This window comes from Clostridium sp. TF06-15AC (assembly GCF_003481165.1).
GTDB classification, from domain to species: Bacteria; Bacillota; Clostridia; order Lachnospirales; family Lachnospiraceae; genus Otoolea; species Otoolea fessa.
This window is the reverse complement of record NZ_QUKS01000001.1, coordinates 944,124-961,046: the sequence shown is the minus strand read 5'-3', so window position 1 is coordinate 961,046 and position 16,923 is coordinate 944,124. Positions and strand designations below refer to the sequence as shown.

Annotated in this window: 16 protein-coding genes and 1 riboswitch; of the genes, 15 read left to right on the top strand and 1 reads right to left on the bottom strand. The window is 49.4% G+C overall.

What is annotated here, in order from left to right; all coding sequences use genetic code 11:
* Positions 1-326 precede the first annotated feature (326 nt).
* The 15 genes from rpsB to DXC57_RS04205 all read left to right on the top strand — a co-directional run bounded on the left by rpsB (position 327) and on the right by DXC57_RS04205 (position 15,893).
* Positions 327-1,058, top strand: a complete 732-nt coding sequence (rpsB, locus tag DXC57_RS04275) for a 30S ribosomal protein S2 (protein ID WP_022359217.1) — start codon at positions 327-329, stop codon at positions 1,056-1,058.
* A 124-nt stretch (positions 1,059-1,182) separates the two neighbouring features.
* A complete protein-coding gene (gene tsf / locus DXC57_RS04270) occupies positions 1,183-2,115 on the top strand; it encodes a translation elongation factor Ts (RefSeq protein WP_118651294.1) in 933 nt (310 codons plus the stop codon).
* Between the two features lie 457 nt (positions 2,116-2,572).
* Positions 2,573-2,679, top strand: a riboswitch (TPP riboswitch).
* A 393-nt stretch (positions 2,680-3,072) separates the two neighbouring features.
* Positions 3,073-3,609, top strand: coding sequence for an energy coupling factor transporter S component ThiW (thiW, locus tag DXC57_RS04265; RefSeq protein ID WP_117796324.1), 537 nt, complete (start codon positions 3,073-3,075; stop codon positions 3,607-3,609).
* Positions 3,602-4,423 carry a hydroxyethylthiazole kinase gene (gene thiM / locus DXC57_RS04260; RefSeq protein WP_117796325.1) on the top strand — a complete coding sequence of 274 codons (822 nt, stop codon included), beginning with the start codon at positions 3,602-3,604 and terminating at the stop codon, positions 4,421-4,423. Before thiW ends, thiM begins: the two co-directional genes overlap by 8 nt.
* 54 nt (positions 4,424-4,477) lie before the next feature.
* On the top strand, positions 4,478-5,113 hold the full coding sequence (thiE, locus tag DXC57_RS04255) for a thiamine phosphate synthase (protein WP_118651292.1): 636 nt from the start codon (positions 4,478-4,480) through the stop codon (positions 5,111-5,113).
* A gap of 181 nt (positions 5,114-5,294) precedes the next feature.
* A complete protein-coding gene (thiD, locus tag DXC57_RS04250; protein ID WP_118651290.1) occupies positions 5,295-6,104 on the top strand; it encodes a bifunctional hydroxymethylpyrimidine kinase/phosphomethylpyrimidine kinase in 810 nt (269 codons plus the stop codon).
* The gene (gene tenA, locus DXC57_RS04245) at positions 6,101-6,763 is read left to right on the top strand and encodes a thiaminase II (protein WP_118651288.1); all 663 of its coding nucleotides are present in this window, start codon (positions 6,101-6,103) and stop codon (positions 6,761-6,763) included. Before thiD ends, tenA begins: the two co-directional genes overlap by 4 nt.
* Positions 6,764-6,765: 2 nt before the next feature.
* A complete protein-coding gene (locus tag DXC57_RS04240; RefSeq protein WP_118651286.1) occupies positions 6,766-7,518 on the top strand; it encodes an ABC transporter ATP-binding protein in 753 nt (250 codons plus the stop codon).
* A 35-nt stretch (positions 7,519-7,553) separates the two neighbouring features.
* On the top strand, positions 7,554-8,294 hold the full coding sequence (locus tag DXC57_RS04235) for an ABC transporter permease (protein ID WP_118472138.1): 741 nt from the start codon (positions 7,554-7,556) through the stop codon (positions 8,292-8,294).
* Between the two features lie 126 nt (positions 8,295-8,420).
* Positions 8,421-9,500 carry an ABC transporter substrate-binding protein gene (locus DXC57_RS04230; RefSeq protein ID WP_118651358.1) on the top strand — a complete coding sequence of 360 codons (1,080 nt, stop codon included), beginning with the start codon at positions 8,421-8,423 and terminating at the stop codon, positions 9,498-9,500.
* Between the two features lie 391 nt (positions 9,501-9,891).
* Positions 9,892-10,965, top strand: coding sequence for a tryptophan--tRNA ligase (gene trpS / locus DXC57_RS04225; RefSeq protein ID WP_118472123.1), 1,074 nt, complete (start codon positions 9,892-9,894; stop codon positions 10,963-10,965).
* Between the two features lie 249 nt (positions 10,966-11,214).
* Positions 11,215-12,534: a sodium-dependent transporter gene (locus tag DXC57_RS04220; RefSeq protein ID WP_117796330.1), complete on the top strand. Its 1,320-nt coding sequence runs from the start codon at positions 11,215-11,217 to the stop codon at positions 12,532-12,534.
* A 355-nt stretch (positions 12,535-12,889) separates the two neighbouring features.
* Positions 12,890-13,546 carry a DUF6465 family protein gene (locus tag DXC57_RS04215; protein WP_118651284.1) on the top strand — a complete coding sequence of 219 codons (657 nt, stop codon included), beginning with the start codon at positions 12,890-12,892 and terminating at the stop codon, positions 13,544-13,546.
* A gap of 538 nt (positions 13,547-14,084) precedes the next feature.
* The gene (locus DXC57_RS04210; protein ID WP_118651282.1) at positions 14,085-14,312 is read left to right on the top strand and encodes a hypothetical protein; all 228 of its coding nucleotides are present in this window, start codon (positions 14,085-14,087) and stop codon (positions 14,310-14,312) included.
* Between the two features lie 189 nt (positions 14,313-14,501).
* A complete protein-coding gene (locus tag DXC57_RS04205) occupies positions 14,502-15,893 on the top strand; it encodes an RsmF rRNA methyltransferase first C-terminal domain-containing protein (RefSeq protein WP_182457201.1) in 1,392 nt (463 codons plus the stop codon).
* On the opposite strand, the gene DXC57_RS04200 is transcribed toward DXC57_RS04205, so the two are convergent.
* Positions 15,890-16,777: an RluA family pseudouridine synthase gene (locus DXC57_RS04200; protein WP_118651280.1), complete on the bottom strand. Its 888-nt coding sequence runs from the start codon at positions 16,775-16,777 to the stop codon at positions 15,890-15,892. The genes DXC57_RS04205 and DXC57_RS04200 overlap by 4 nt on opposite strands.
* Positions 16,778-16,923 lie beyond the last annotated feature (146 nt).

Below are 16,923 nucleotides of genomic sequence, written 5' to 3'. Positions count from 1 at the left end.
CTTGCCAAGGTCGAGGCCGCGGGTTCGAGTCCCGTCTCGCGCTCTTTTTTATTTCTAGGTTTTATGCGGGTTCCGAGGTATTCGGGACTCGCTTTTAATTTAACTTGAAGCGGGAGACTGCTTATCTGCGTTCAGGAAACGAAGAAAAAACGATGGAAAATGCGTATTTTTTATAATTTTCACTTGCATGTATACCTTGCCTGTGATATAGTATAAAGGCTGAAAATTCACGCCGGTCGGATTTGCGCAGGACGGTGCTCATTATGAGTCCCCGCGGAAAGCATGAGAAGACGGCGGAAGAAAAACCAAAATTGGAGGAAAGAAACATGAGCGTTATTTCAATGAAGCAGTTACTCGAAGCAGGTGTACATTTTGGACACCAGACCAGAAGATGGAACCCGAAAATGGCTCCGTACATCTACACCGAGAGAAATGGTATCCACATCATCGACCTTCAGAAATCTGTAGGTAAAGTAGATGAGGCTTACAAGGCAGTATCCGATATCGCAGCAGACGGCGGCACAATCCTGTTCGTTGGTACAAAGAAGCAGGCTCAGGACGCTATCAAGACCGAGGCTGAGAGATGTGGTATGTTCTATGTAAACGAGAGATGGTTAGGCGGTATGCTGACAAACTTCAAGACCATCCAGAGCCGTATCGCTAGATTAAAACAGATCGAGGCTATGTCTGAGGACGGAACTTTCGACGTTCTGCCGAAGAAAGAAGTTATCGAGCTGAAAAAAGAGTGGGAGAAGCTGGAGAAGAACCTGGGCGGTATCAAAGATATGAAGAAGATCCCGGATGCTATCTTCGTAGTAGATCCGAAGAAGGAAAGAATCTGCGTACAGGAGGCTCATACTCTGGGGATTCCGCTGATCGGTATCATCGATACCAACTGTGATCCGGAAGAGCTGGATTATGTAATCCCGGGTAACGATGATGCTATCCGTGCCGTAAAACTGATCGTTTCCAGAATGGCAGACGCTGTTATCGAAGCTAAGCAGGGCGAGGCTGAGGCAGCTGCAGCAGAGGGCGAAGCAGAGGCTACAGAGGCTTAATTAACCCCAAAATTAAAAACTGAAACCAAAAGACCAGGAGCACGCCGCGGTTTTCCGCATAAAAGCGTGCTCCGCGCGGGTATACGAACGTGTACCTGAATTTATATACACGGAGGGATTTAAGATGGCAGTTACAGCCGCAATGGTAAAAGAGTTACGTGAAATGACAGGCGCTGGTATGATGGACTGTAAGAAAGCTCTTGCAGCTACAGATGGCGACATGGACAAAGCTGTTGAGTTCCTGAGAGAAAAAGGACTTGCAGGCGCTACTAAGAAAGCTGGCCGTATTGCAGCAGAGGGTATCGTTATGACTAAGGTTACCGCTGATGAAAAGAAGGCAGTTGTAGTAGAAGTAAACGCAGAGACAGACTTCGTAGCTAAGAACGAGAAGTTCCAGAACTATGTATCTGATGTTGCTGAGCAGGCGCTGAACACAAGCGCAACAGATATTGACGCATTCTTGGCTGAAAAATGGGCAAAGGATCCGTCCCTGACAGTTGCAGAGGCTCTGTCTTCCCAGATCTCCATCATCGGCGAGAACATGAAGATCCGTCGTTTTGCTCAGTTAGCTGAGGAGAACGGTTTCGTTGCTTCCTACATCCATGCAGGCGGCAAGATCGGCGTTCTGGTAGACGTTGAGACTGACGTTGTAAACGATGCAATCAAAGAGATGGCTAAGAACGTAGCTATGCAGGCTGCAGCTCTGAAACCGCTGTACACCAACGACAGCGAAGTAGATGCAGATTACATCGCAAAAGAGAAAGAGATCCTGACTGTAGCAGCTAAGAACGAGAAGCCGGACGCAAACGACAAGATCATCAGCGGCATGGTTATGGGGCGTATCAAGAAAGAGCTCAAAGAGATCTGCCTTCTGGATCAGGTATATGTTAAGGCTGAGGATGGCAAGCAGAGCGTAGCTCAGTATGTAGCTCAGGTTGCTAAAGAGAATGGTGCGAAGATCACTGTTAAGAAGTTCGTTCGTTTTGAGACTGGTGAAGGTATCGAAAAGAAGGAAGAGAACTTTGCAGAGGAAGTTGCAAAGCAGATGGCACAGTAAGCGAACTACTTGTTGTAACTTCATATAACTTATTAGAAAGTGCTGAACCCCAGTATTTATGTAGGGTTTCAGCACTTTTTTATGTACTGTTTTTTGATACTTTTTTATATAACTTGTTGCAATTTATTATATCTTCTTATGCGAATTGTGTAAAAAAGTGTGTAGTGAGTTGTGTAGAGGTTTTGGGGGATTTGTGTAATAACACGAATGGAACGCCTCAGCTGATTGCAGACGCGCCTTTGCAGTCTGCTCAGCATTACATTTACCGGTCTCAGGATCCCATTAGCGATTCTTTTGGGTGGCATTATGGGACTCACCGGAATCTGGCGGGCGCTTACGCTGACCTTGATCGTGAAAGGATAGGGGATAAAAGTGCACCAGAAAGTCGCACTTGAAAATTTCGCCAGATGCGCTATAATAAATCTGGCGATGGTTCAGCATGGAAACATTGCAAATTTGATAAAAACAGGGGAGCTTGTTAGCGGGCTGAGAGGAAGTAATCGAACTTCGACCCTTTAACCTGATGCGGATAATGCCGTCGTAGGAAGTCATGAGATGAATTTTTACAGGAGATATCCGCAGGGGTATCTCCTGTTTTTTCATATAACAGGAAATTCCGTTGAAATTTCCTGTTATATAAAAAGTCTTACCGGGCGGGATCGCACTGCGGCAGAAGGGAATCATGTCGCAAGTGACCGCGCTCGGCGCGGGAATGTGCCAGGGCACATTCTTTTAAAATTAAATTCTTTGAAAGGGGGAACGTATTCCGCATGTGTGCGGCGAGCTGAGGGGGAGCGCCCTGGGCTTTGTAGGCAGCGATGGGAAGCCGTGTTCCGGCGTGAGAGGATACCAGAGAGTATCGACCGAATTTCATGCAGAAAACGTAAATTATTCGTAACTGTTCAAGAATATCAAAGAAACAGAACAGTTGCAAATTTTCAAAGAAGGAGAAGAAAAATGAATAAGACAAACACGAAAAAACTGGCGATTGCGGCTGTATTCTGTGCCGTTGCCGTCGTAGGAAGTTTATTTTCCGTTCCGGTGTTCGGAAGCAAGTGTTCCCCGGTACAGCATATGGTAAATATCCTGTGTGCCGTTCTTCTGGGACCGGGCTATGGACTGGGAGCGGCCTTTGCAGCGGCGCTGATCCGAAATCTGTTAGGACTTGGAAGCCTGATGGCATTTCCGGGCAGTATGTTTGGCGCCCTGATCTGCGGACTGGTTTACAAGAAAACGCAGAGTGTGTTCGCAACTTTGATCGGTGAGGTGCTTGGAACGTCCATTCTGGGCGGGTTTGCGGCATATCCGGTGGCGGTTTTCCTGATGGGAAAGAGCGCGGCGGGACTGGCTGTCTATGCCTATGTGGTTCCGTTTTTGATCTCGACCGCGGGAGGAGCGATCATAAGCGCGGTTCTGATTTTAAGTTTAAAGAAAGCCAATATTTTAGCAGGAATGCAGGAAGCACTGAGAGAGGAGAAGCCAGCACATGTTTAAAGAAATATTTGATAATGTAAGAGAAAAATGTCCGTTAATCCACAACATTACGAACTACGTGACTGTCAATGACTGTGCCAACGTGGTACTCGCATGCGGCGCGTCCCCGATCATGGCGGATGATAAGGACGAAGTTTCGGATATCCAGACCATCTGCGGCGGACTGAATATCAATATCGGCACATTAAACAGCCGGACCATCGAATCCATGCTGCTTGCCGGAAAGCGGGCAAATGAGCTGGGTCATCCGGTAGTTTTAGACCCGGTAGGCGCCGGTGCGTCGAAACTCAGAACAGAGACCGCCAATCAGCTTTTAAAGGAAGTCAGGTTTACCGTGATCCGCGGGAACATTTCGGAGATCAAGACACTGGCACTTGGAAATGGGACGACGAAGGGCGTGGATGCCGATCTGGCAGACCGGGTGACGAAGGAAAATCTGGACGAGGCGGCAGCTTTTGCGAAGGCATTTGCCGGAAAGATGAATGCGGTCGTTGCGATCACCGGTGCGATCGACATTGTGGCGGATGCGGAGAAGGCATACTGCATTTACAACGGTCGTCCGGAGATGTCTTCCATCACAGGAACCGGCTGTCAGCTCTCGGCTCTGACGGCGGCCTTTGTGACAGCCAACCAGGAACAGCCGCTTGAGGCAGCTGCTGCGGCAGTCTGCGCGATGGGACTGGCCGGGGAGACGGCATACGCCCGTTTAAGTGAACTGGACGGCAATGCAACCTACCGGAATTATATCATTGATGCTATTTATCGCATGAACGGAGAAGCGCTGGAGGCCGGAGCAAAATTTGAAGTAAGATAATAGAACTTTAGTGTCTGTTTTTATAAGGACAGCCGAGAGAAGGAGGAAATGCAGATGAACTGCAGACCGGAAGATATGCTGCTTTACGCGGTGACAGACCGCGCATGGCTGAAGGGGGAAACTCTGGAGAGTCAGGTTGAGAAAGCTTTGAAGGGCGGGGCGACGTTTGTCCAGCTGAGAGAAAAGGAGCTTGACGAGGCGGAGTTTCTGGAGGAGGCAAAGAAGCTTAAAATACTTTGCAGAAAGTATCAGGTTCCGTTTGTGATCAATGACAACGTGAAGATTGCCCTGGCGGTGGATGCGGACGGCGTCCATGTGGGACAGAGCGATATGGAAGCGGGAAAGGTCCGGGAAAAGCTGGGACCAGATAAGATCATCGGCGTTTCCTGCAAAAATGTAGAACAGGCGCTTCTTGCGAAAAAGCATGGGGCGGATTATCTGGGAGTCGGAGCCATCTATCCGACGGGAACCAAAAAGGACGCCGATGCCGTGACGCCGGGGATGCTTTCCAAGATCTGTCAGGCAGTCGATATTCCGGTTGTTGCGATCGGCGGACTGAATAAAGAACATCTGGAGCTGTTAAAAGGAACAGGTGTGGACGGCATTGCAGTGGTCAGCGCCCTGTTTGCGGCCGATGATATTGAAAAGGCAGCAGAGGAACTGAAGGAAGCTGTAAAAAAGGTTCTGTAAAGATGAAAACGTTGTCATTTTGTCAAAAAATGGCATGAAAAAGTTTATAAGAAAAAGCTTGTGAAAAAAGCTTCATTAAAAAATGGTAAGAAACTTTGCAAAAAGTTTTTTATGGCGGCACATTGGGGGCACCACCTTGTGTCGCCTTATAAAAGTTATTGATGCCTGAAAGGAGTTAATTATGAAGACAGCATTAACAATCGCTGGAAGTGATTGCAGCGGAGGCGCCGGTATCCAGGCCGATTTAAAGACGATGATCGCCAATGGAGTATATGGAATGAGTGCGATCACGGCGCTGACGGCCCAGAACACAACCGGCGTCCAGGGGATTTTTGAGGTAACCCCGGAATTTCTGGAACAGCAGATTGACAGCGTATTTACGGATATTCGTCCGGATGCGGTAAAGATCGGTATGGTTTCTTCAACCGGACTGATCAAGTCGATTGCGAAGAAGCTTTGTGAGTACCAGGCAGAAAACATTGTTGTGGACCCGGTTATGGTGGCGACGAGCGGAGCAAAGTTAATCAGCGACGACGCCATCGACACCTTGAAAGAATCGCTTTTTCCATTAGCGGCGGTTCTGACACCGAACATTCCGGAGGCGGAGGTCTTAGCGGGAATGGAAATTAAGTCTGCCGACGATATGATTACGGCAGCAAAATGGATCAGTGAAACGTACCATTGTGCGGTTCTCTGCAAGGGCGGACATCAGTTAAATGATGCCAACGATCTTTTATACCGGGACGGCGGATACCGTTGGTTTAACGGAAAACGCATCCACAATTCCAACACCCATGGGACGGGCTGTACCCTGTCCAGCGCGATTGCATCCAATCTGGCGAAGGGCTATGATCTCGACACCGCGGTGGAACGTGCCAAGGCATATATTTCCGGCGCACTGGGAGCGATGCTGGATCTCGGAAAAGGATCCGGACCGATGGATCACGGATTTGATTTCAGGGGAAAAGGATTTGCGGAGGAACGCGTATGACAATGACAGAGAGGCTTTTGGAAGCCACAAAGGAGATCTGGGCTGGTTACAATGAAAAACCGTTCGTAAAAGGCATTGCGGACGGCAGTCTGGATCATGATAAATTCAAATATTATATGATACAGGATTATCTGTATCTGATTGATTACACAAAGGTGTTTTCCATCGGGGCGGCAAAATCAACGGATCTCGCATTTATGCGCCTGTTTGCCGGATATACCCACTCGATTCTGGATGGGGAGATGGATATTCACCGTGCTTACATGGAACGTTTGGGGATAACCAGAGAAGAGGCGGAACAGACGCCGGTCGCTCTGGATACCCTTTCTTATACTTCTTATATGCTTCGCATCGCTTATGAGGGGGGCGCGCCGGAGGCGGCAGCAGCGATATTGTCCTGCGCCCTCAGCTATGAATGGATTGCGAAGAAAATCGCAGCAGACAGACCGGATGCCGACAAACATCCATTTTATGGGGAGTGGATCCGGGGATACGCTTCCGAGTCTTACCACAAGGAAAATGAAGTCCTTGTAGAGTGGATGAACCATCTGGCAGAGGATCTGTCTGAGAAACAAAAGAAACATCTGGTGGATATTTTTGTGGCCTGCTCCCGCTATGAAGCGGCATTCTGGGATATGGCGTGGGAAATGAGGCGGTAAATATGCTTACATTTGACAACGTGCGTTTCCAATATGCGGTAGAGAATTTTTCGATCATTGACCATCTGTCGTTTGAAGTCCAGGATGGGGAGTTTGTGTCCATCATCGGCGCTTCCGGCTGTGGAAAAAGTACGATCTTCCGGCTGGTAAATAAGCTTCTTACCCCGGCTTCCGGTGTGATCCGGGTGGATGGGGAATCGATCGAAACGAAGAAAAATTACTGCGGATATATGCCGCAGCAGGATCTGCTGTTTCCATGGCGCACTGTGCGGGAGAATCTGATGCTTCCGATGGAGATTCAGGGCGGATATTCGAAGGAACAGATGCAGAAAAAAGCGGATGATGCGCTTCGATCGGTTGGACTTGCAGACTGGGGAGATAAGACGCCGAAAGAGCTTTCCGGCGGTATGCGCCAGAGAGCCGCCTTTGCGAGAACGGTTCTGACGGGTTCAGACCTTCTGCTTTTGGATGAGCCGTTTTCAGCCCTGGATTATCTGACAAGACTGTCTATGCGGGAGTGGCTTCTGGAACAGTGGGAGAAGGAGAAAAAGACGGTTCTTTTCATCACGCATGATGTGGAAGAAGCGGTGTTTCTGTCCAGCCGGATTCTCGTGGTGGAACAGTCACCGATCACACATCTGCGCTCCATCGAGGTCCCGGCGGGATATCCGCGATCCCGGGAAGAGCTTCGCAGACCGGAGATTCTGTCCTTAAAGGAAGAACTGATCGGAATGCTTAAGAAGGAGAAGGCGTGATGGAACAGAAAAAAACAAATAAAATGGGAAGCCGGATGAATGCGAATCTTCCAGCCCTGATTTTGGTGGCGGTGCTTCTGTTTACATGGCAGGCAGCGGCTATGGGGATTGATGCGGCCTATATTCTCCCGTCTCCGGTTCAGGTGGTTGTACGGCTGTGGGAACTTCGGGGTCCATTATTTACGGCACATCTGCCGGCGACGATGTCGGTAGTCGTGATTGGACTTTTGATCTCGATCGTGCTGGGCGTGGGACTGGCTGTGCTGATGGATGCCAGTGAGACGGCAAGAAAGGCGCTGTATCCGCTGATCATCGCCTCGCAGACGATCCCGACGACGGCGCTGGCGCCGCTGTTTGTCCTTTGGTTTGGCTACACGATCTGGAGCAAGGTGCTGGTAACGGTACTAATTACGTTTTTCCCGATCACGATCACGGTATTTGACGGGTTCCGGTCGGTGAAGACGGAAATGGAAGAACTTTTGTTTACATTTGGCGCGGATAAACGTCAGATCTTTTTGAAATTAAAGATTCCGGCGACGCTTCCGTACTTTTTTTCAGCGATCAAGATGGCGGTACCGCTGTCGATCATCGGAGCGGCGATTGGAGAATGGCTGGGCGCCCAGAGCGGACTCGGATATTTCAGCCGGAGAATGATGACCCAGTTAGATGGAGCCGGTGTATTTGCACCGATTCTGCTCTTATCGGTAGTGGCGATGGCGGCAACGTGGGTTGTCTCGCTGCTTGAAAAGCGGATGATTTTCTGGAGGAATGAGTAGGAAATTGTGGTATAGGATGAAATTTTGAAGTATGTGAATCCAGCAAGTCATATGCAAAAAAAACTGGAAAACAGATAAGTGATAGGGAAATATAGACGGAAATTTGTAAAACTGAAAGGATATGAGATGAAAAAACGAATGAGAATGGCTGCCGCAGTGATGGCAGCAATGATGGGAATGATGACACTTGGCGGATGTGGAACGGCCAGCGAAAAGAGTGAGACAGCTGCTCTGACAGAGAGTCAGGCAGAGGGCACGGATGCGAAACAGGCCCCGGAAGATGGAAAAAGTCAGGATCTTAAAGAGATCAATGTGGTTCTTGACTGGTATCCGAATGCGATCCATACCTTTATTTATACGGCGATCGAGCGCGGCTATTATGCGGAAGAAGGACTGGATGTGAAAGTGCGTTTTCCGGCCAATGCGAACGATGCGTTATCACTGGTAGCGGCTGGAAAGGCGGAGATCGGCATGTACTATCAGCAGGATGTGATCCAGGCGGTTGCCAATCAGGGAACGAAGATCAAATCCATCGGTGCGATCGTGCAGTCCCCGTTAAGTGTCGTTCTTTCTTTAAAGGATAAGAATATCACAGGACCGGAAAATCTGGTTGGAAAGACCGTTGGTTACGGCGGAACAGCACTCAGCGAGGCGGTTGTCAAGAGCATGATGGAATATGTGGGAGCGGATGCATCGGATGTAAACCTGATCGATGTCGGATTTGAACTGATGAGTTCTATGACGACCGGCAATGTGGATGCGACGATCGGATGCCTTGTCAACCATGAGGTTCCGCAGATGGAGGAAGAGGGCTTTGATGTCAACTACTTCATGGCAGATGGATATGGAATCCCGAATTATTATGAGGAAGTATTCCTTGCCAACAACGAAATGATCCAGCAGGAGCCGGAAGTTCTGGAAGGATTCTTACGCGCATCGAAGAAGGGCTTTGAAGACTTTAAGAACGATCCGAATGGCTGCCTGGCAATCCTGATGAATAATCAGAATGAGGAAAACTTCCCTCTGACCCAGAGCGTGGAGGAAAAGTCCTGTGAGACACTTCTGCCGCTCATGGAGAGCGATGAGGTTCCGTTTTTGACCCAGACCGAAGAGTGCTGGCAGGAAAACATCGACTGGATGAGCGAGAGCGGGCTGATCGATAAGAAAGTGGATGTTTCGGATGTGATGGTAAACCTGCAGGAGTAAGAGCCAGAAGCAGTCAGAGACTGGCTGTTTGTGCAGAGCAAGTAAATTTCCGGAACTGGAAATTCTGGTGTTTAACATATATATGCAAGACAAGAATGGTAACAGAGTTACTGTTCACGGGTAGGCACTTTTGGAACCGAAAGTGCCGTGAGAAAACGTGGTGGCAGCAGGAATTTGCCGTATTTAAATGCGAAGCCACGGCAAATTCCGTTACTGGGCACGTATGCGTGTACAGTAAACAACAGGGCGTTACTGGGGAAGATGGAGTCTCAGAATGTTGACAGTCTGCCAGCCAGGATATATAATATTTTCGTAACTGTTCAGTACCTTAACAGTCACGCGCAAAAATCCATTAAAGAAAAAACACCAGAATGGAAGGGGAAACAAATAGATGAAGAAAATTATTTTAACCGGCGATCGTCCTACCGGGCGCTTACATGTCGGACATTATGTTGGCTCTCTGAGCGAGAGAGTGAGACTTCAGAACTCCGGCAAGTTCGATGAGATCTATATTATGATTGCCGATGCACAGGCGCTGACAGATAACGCAGATCATCCGGAAAAGGTGCGTAAAAATATTCTGCAGGTTGCCCTGGACTATCTGGCTTGTGGAATTGACCCGGAGAAATCCACCATCTTTATCCAGTCGATGGTGCCGGAGCTGACAGAGCTTACTTTTTACTATATGAACCTGGTTACGGTATCCCGTGTACAGCGAAATCCTACCGTAAAAGCAGAGATTCAGATGCGTAATTTTGAAGCAAGCATCCCGGTTGGATTCTTTACTTATCCGATTAGCCAGGCGGCGGATATCACTGCATTCCGCGCGACGACCGTTCCGGTTGGAGAGGATCAGATGCCGATGTTAGAGCAGTGCAAGGAGATCGTCCATAAATTCAACAGCGTGTACGGCGAGACCCTGACGGAACCGGAGATCCTGCTTCCGTCCAACAAGGCGTGTCTGCGTCTGCCGGGTATCGATGGAAAGGCAAAGATGAGCAAATCGCTTGGAAACTGCATCTACCTCTCTGATTCGGAAGCAGATGTGAAGAAGAAGATCATGTCCATGTTTACAGATCCAAATCACCTGCGTGTCGAGGATCCGGGTAAAGTCGAGGGCAATCCGGTCTTCATCTATCTGGATGCATTCTGCCGTCCGGAGTATTTTGCAGAGTTCCTGCCGGATTACCAGAACCTGGACGAGCTGAAAGCACATTACCAGAGAGGCGGTCTGGGCGATGTGAAGGTGAAGAAATTCTTAAATAACGTTATGCAGGCTGAATTGTCTCCGATCCGTGCGAGACGCCAGGAATGGGAGAAGAGAATCCCGGATGTATTTGACATCCTGAAAGAGGGAAGCAAGGCAGCAGAGGCGAAGGCTGCTGAGACGCTTCGCGATGTGAAGGCTTCAATGCGGATCAATTACTTTGATGATGACAGTCTGATCGATACGATCGAGGACTAAGAGAAAAAGTGGAAATTCAGCGCGGCTTTCTGAAATGCCGGGAGTGTGCTGCCGGAAATGAATTGAATTAAGAAATAGAGAAAAGTCTGTCTTTTGGCATGGGAAAGGTGTCGGGGGACAGACTTTTTTGCGTGATTCCCACTTAAAAACGGTTTACATAGTCCCTAAAATTCGATATAATAATCTGTATTGCGTTATAACGCAAGGCTATATCAAATATGAAATGAAAGAATACTAAGAGGGCTACACATGAGTAAAAACAAACAATGGGCGAGTAAGCTGGGCTTTATTATGGCGACGGCTGGGGCGGCGATTGGATTGGGAAATCTGTGGAAATTTCCATATCTGATGGGAAAGAACGGTGGATTTCCATTTCTGGTTGCGTATCTGTTTTTTATCGTCGTTCTCGGACTTCCGGTTATGATCACGGAAATGTCCCTGGGACGGAAGACGCGGCATGATCCGGTGCAGGCATATGCGGACATTCATCCGCACGCACGGATTGTCGGTATATTCGGCGTACTGGCGGCGTTTATTATTTTGAGTTATTACAGCGTCATCGGCGGCTGGATTTTAAAGTATATTGCCAGCTATGTGACGACGGCGGCAGCGCCGGATTTTAATGCCTTTATCGGCAGCAGCGAGCCGGTGATCTGGCATATTGTATTTATGGCAGCGACTATAGCTGTCTGCTATTTTGGCATCAATGGCATTGAGAAAGCGAGCAAATTGATGATGCCGATGCTTCTGGTTCTGTTATTTGTCATCATTTTCAGAAGCGTGACGCTTCCGGGAGCTTCGAAAGGACTGTTATTTATCTTCCAGCCGGATTTTTCGGCGTTCACGCTTTCTTCTGTCAGCGCGGCACTGGGACAGGTGTTTTATTCCCTGAGTCTCTGTATGGGTATCACGATCACCTACGGAAGCTATCTGAGTGGAAAGGAAAATATTCCAAAAAGCTGTATGATCGTCGGTGGTCTGGACACCGTGATTGCGGTTCTCGCGGGTATCGCGATCTTTCCGGCAGTATTTGCCTTCGGTCTGGAGCCGGGACAGGGACCGGGACTGATTTTCGGCACACTGCCGATGGTATTTGCGAATATTGCGGGGGGAACTTTCTTTGCAATCCTGTTTTTTGCGCTGGTTTTTTTCGCAGCCGTTACGAGTGCGATCGCACTTCTGGAAGTCTGTGCCTCTTTTGCGATTGATTCGCTGGGCTGGGAACGCAAGCATGCGGCGCTTGTGATTGGTACGGCGATCACGCTGCTTGGCATTCCGAGTGCGCTGTCCTTCGGCGTCCTGAGTGATGTCACAATCCTGAATCAGTCGGTCTTTGATTTCGCCGGACTGGTAACGGATAATATTCTGATGCCGCTCGGCGGACTCACGATGTGCTACTATGTAGGCTGGAAATGGAAACCGGAGTATCTGCTTGCGGAGATCGAGGCGGACGGTACGAAGTTCCGTCTGGGAAAACTCTGGGTGTTCTGCATCCGATTCCTGACGCCGATTATGGTGGGAATCGTCAGTGTAACTGGATTTTATAATTTGTACTTGGCGATTCGGTAGGAAGAGCGGTTTTGTTGACAAAAACAGGAAATTGCCGTATAATTTGTTAAAGTTCAGACAAGGTCATGGAAATAGGGATAGGATGTGCTTGACGGTGGATCAAGGGCGGAAAAAGACCATTTGTGTGATAATCTGAATGGACAGACAACTTGGGGAAACTTGAATATAAGACAATTAAATTATGGGGATACCGCAGAATGACAAGGATGTGATTAGGCGGTGTCCCTACTTCGACTGTCGGGAATGAATCGGATATGAGGCATTGCCGCAGGCGGAAAAGCTGCGCCGTGTGAGTGAGCACAGAATCACAAGCCGGAAGACGTTGCGGAGAAAGCAGAGAAGGAGGATGAGATATATGGTTCAGAGAAAGAAAACATTAGCCAAGACAGCGGCAAAGAAATCTGTTTCAACGGAAGAGAAAAAGGTTCCGTCTGTTGTGGAGAAAAAAGATACAGCCGTAGCTGAAGTGGCGAAGAAAGAAACGGCAGTGGCAGCAGTCGCAAAGAAAGAGACAGCGGTAGCGGAAGTAGCAAAGAAGGAAACAGCTGTGGCAGCCGTGGAGAAAAAAGAGACGGCAGTAGCATCCGTTCCGAAAAAGGAAACTGCACTGGCACACGTAGAGAAGAAAGAGACAGCCGTAGCGCCGGTACAGAAGAAGGAGACCGCCCTCGCAGAGAAGAAAGAGATGGCAGCAGCCGCAGAGAAAAAGGAGACAGACGTGACCGTAAAGAAAACAACTGCAAAGAGAACCACAAAGACAACCACAAAGACAACCACTGCAGCAAAGAAGACAGCTGAGAAAAAGGAAGTAAAGACAGTTGCATACGTACAGTACGCAGGTGCTGAGATTTCTATCGAGAAGCTGGAGGCAGAAGCAAAGAAAGCATATGCAGCTCTGGGACATAAAGAGGACGAGATTGAGACTCTGACCCTGTATGTTAAACCGGAAGAGCGTGCCGTTTACTATGTGGTAAATGGAGAAGGTTCCAGCGAGTACAAGATTGTGTACTAAGGTGGGCGTTCGGTGAAGTTTCCGGCTCTGTATGACGGGAAGTTTACATACCATATCTGCTTAAAATGAGGGAGCAGGTATAAAAATCTAAGAATGGTAAAAAGCCAGTTTTTATATCTTTGGTGTATTAAGAGAGATATAGAACTGGCTTTTTTTGTTGATAGGGAGATGTTTTAAAAACGCTTTGCAAGAATTACAACAGGGAATGCGGATGATTCGATGCCAGGCGTAGTGAAGGAAAAAACAGCCAGAACAGTACTCCAGCGGTTAAGGTCAGGCAAATTTCCATGGCACTGTTGATGATTCCCGATAAAATCCAGCTGTCCAGACAGAAAACACAAGAAGTCCAGAGAAGCAGGAGGCAGAGGCGCCCACGGGCAGCAGGAGAATCCAGAGAGTGAGTCAATTTGCTGAAAAAGGCAGTATTGGAGGGTGTTTGGGAATAACGGGCAGGAGCTGGGGACGAAAGATAGAGCTGCAAGCTTAAATAAAACAGATTATAAAGAAATAACAGTGCAGCCGCCAGCGCCAGAAGCGTGTGAAGGATAGCACAGACTGGGAGCTGCTCCGGGGCATAGGGCAGCAGGGCAGCGGCAGTGAGGAGAAGCAGGCAGCATTTTGCCTGGCGGGGGCGGTACAGGGAGAGTTGGGAGTAGAGAAAGCCGCCGCAGAGCAGGCACCAGAGAAAAAATTCCCCGCGCCGGTGCAGTGCAATGCTGATGCTGGAAAAATTGGAGGAAAACGGATTGCTTCCGCGTGTGAGTGAGAAACTAAAAAATGGGAGGAGAACGAACGTAAATATCCATCGAATCATGAGGATAGTGTGGGAAAATGGGGCGGAAAAGATACTGGAAAGAAGAGACAGAAATAGTTGACGGAATTGCTGTTTATGTAATAGTATTATTATTTAGGAAAGATGAATTATATGTTTGATTAAGAAGGATAATACAAAACCATGATAAATTTACCAGCAGCATTTACTGAACGAATGAAACAGATGCTCGGCAGGGAGTACGATGCGTTTATCGCCAGTTACGACAAGGAGCGCTCACAGGGACTGCGCGTGAACGGACTGAAAACGGATCCGGCTGAATTTGCTAAGAAGGCTCCATTTTCTCTGAATCCGGTTGCGTGGGCGGCGGAGGGATTCGCTTATGGGGCGGAGGATCGTCCGGGGCGTCATCCGTACCACGATGCGGGCGTTTACTATATTCAGGAGCCGAGCGCGATGATTGCGGCTTCGCTTTTAAACCCGCAGCCGGGGGAAATGATTCTGGATCTCTGTGCGGCACCGGGCGGAAAATCGACGCAGGCGGCGGCGAGACTGAGCGGAGAAGGACTTCTGGTGAGCAATGAGATCCATCCGGCGCGTGCAAAGATTCTCTCGCAGAATATCGAGCGCATGGGAATCCGGAATGCGGTTGTGACAAATGAAGATTCCGGGCGGCTGACGAAGTATTTTCCGGCATTTTTTGATGGGATCATCGTGGATGCACCGTGTTCCGGCGAGGGAATGTTCCGCAAGGATGAGACGGCGGTCACGGAATGGAGCCCGGAGAATGTGCGTCGCTGTGCTGGGCGGCAGAAGGAGATTCTTGAAAATGCGGCGATGATGCTGAAACCGGGCGGACGGCTGGTGTACTCCACCTGTACTTTTGCGCCGGAGGAGGACGAGCAGGCGATCGGACGTTTCTTAGAGGCACATCCAGAGTTTGCGCTAGAGGAAACGCCGGACTATCCGGGACTTTCGCACGGCGTTCCAGCCTGGGGGGCGGGTGTGACGGATGGAATCGAGAAAACGGTCCGTATCTGGCCGCACCGGACCGAGGGAGAAGGCCATTATGCGGCACTTCTTCGAAAAATGGGCGAGCCGGAGAGCGTGAAGCGTAAATATCCGGCTTCGATGAAGGACAAGAAGCTTCTGGCAGTCTATGAGGATTTCTGCAAAGAGATATTTATTGAGCCGAAGAAATGGACAGCGGACAGTACGATGACGATGTTTGGCGATCAGCTTTACCGGACGCCGGAGGAGATGGTCGATTTTAAGGGGCTGCGGGTGCTTCGCCCGGGGCTTCAGATGGGAGAATTTAAGAAAAATCGTTTTGAGCCGTCCCACGCGCTGGCACTTGCCCTGCATCCATCGGAGGTAAAACAGAACGTGAACCTGTCTGCCGACGCGCCAGAGACGGCGGCATACCTGCGCGGCGAGACGATCCAGCTTTCTGAGGAAGACGCCGGAAAAGGCTGGTGCCTTGTGAGTGTGGACGGGTATTCGCTCGGATGGGGCAAGAAGAGCGGCGGGACGCTGAAAAACCATTATCCGAAGGGACTGCGGAAGCAGTATTAATAGAAGAAGGAAAAATCCTCCGGCATCGGAGCCGTAAACTCCATTGCTTCCCCTGTGATCGGATGCCGGAATGCCACCGTATAGGAGTGAAGCGCCTGCCGTTCGATGAAGCGGTAATCCGGGTTGTATAGAAAATCCCCTAAAAGCGGGTGCCCGATGGCTTTCATGTGGACCCGGATCTGGTGGGTGCGCCCCGTTTCCAGGCGAAGCCGGACGAGGGAGCAGCCGAGATCGTCCCGGTAATCGAGACACCGGTAATGGGTGACGGCGTGTTCCCCATGATTCATATCGATGCAGCGTTCGATGGTGGAACCATCTTTTCGGGCGATCGGCAGATCGATGGTGCCGGATTCTTCTGGTTTACCGGCAACAATCGCGAGATATTCGCGGCGTATCTCTTTTTTTGCAGTCATGGCGGAGAGAAATGCGCCGCTTATTTTATGTTTGGCGATCAGCAGAAGACCGGTGGTGTCGCGGTCTAAGCGGTTCACGGCACGGAACACGAAATGTTCGCCGCGCGAGGCAAACCGGTACGCGAGGGCGTTTGCCAGCGTATTTTCATGGTGTCCCTGGGACGGGTGGACAGGCATTCCGGCGGCTTTGTTGAGTATTATGAGATCTTCGTCTTCATATACTATATCGATCGGAAGATTGACCGGAAGAATATCTGAGGAAACGGGTTCGTCCGGGAGAAAGAGTGTCAGGGTGTCTCCGATCTGAAGCGGTGTGTTCAGCCAGGATGGAGTCCCATTCAGGCAGATCTGCTCAGGGTTCTGTTTGAGCTCGATGAGGATGCGGCGGGAATATCCGGCATCGCGCAGGAAGGCGCCGATGGTGTCGGCCTTGTTTTTATTTGTAATGGTGTATGATAATGTCCGTTTCATTTAGGGAACCTCTTTGGGGTGAAAATGGGTTATTTGTTGTCATTCCAATAAGGATAACATAAAAGCAGGATGGGCTGCAATGTCAGAGTGAAATTTGTTCCTGATTACGGCTACGCTATTTTGGAACAGGAAGCGCCACATGAGAA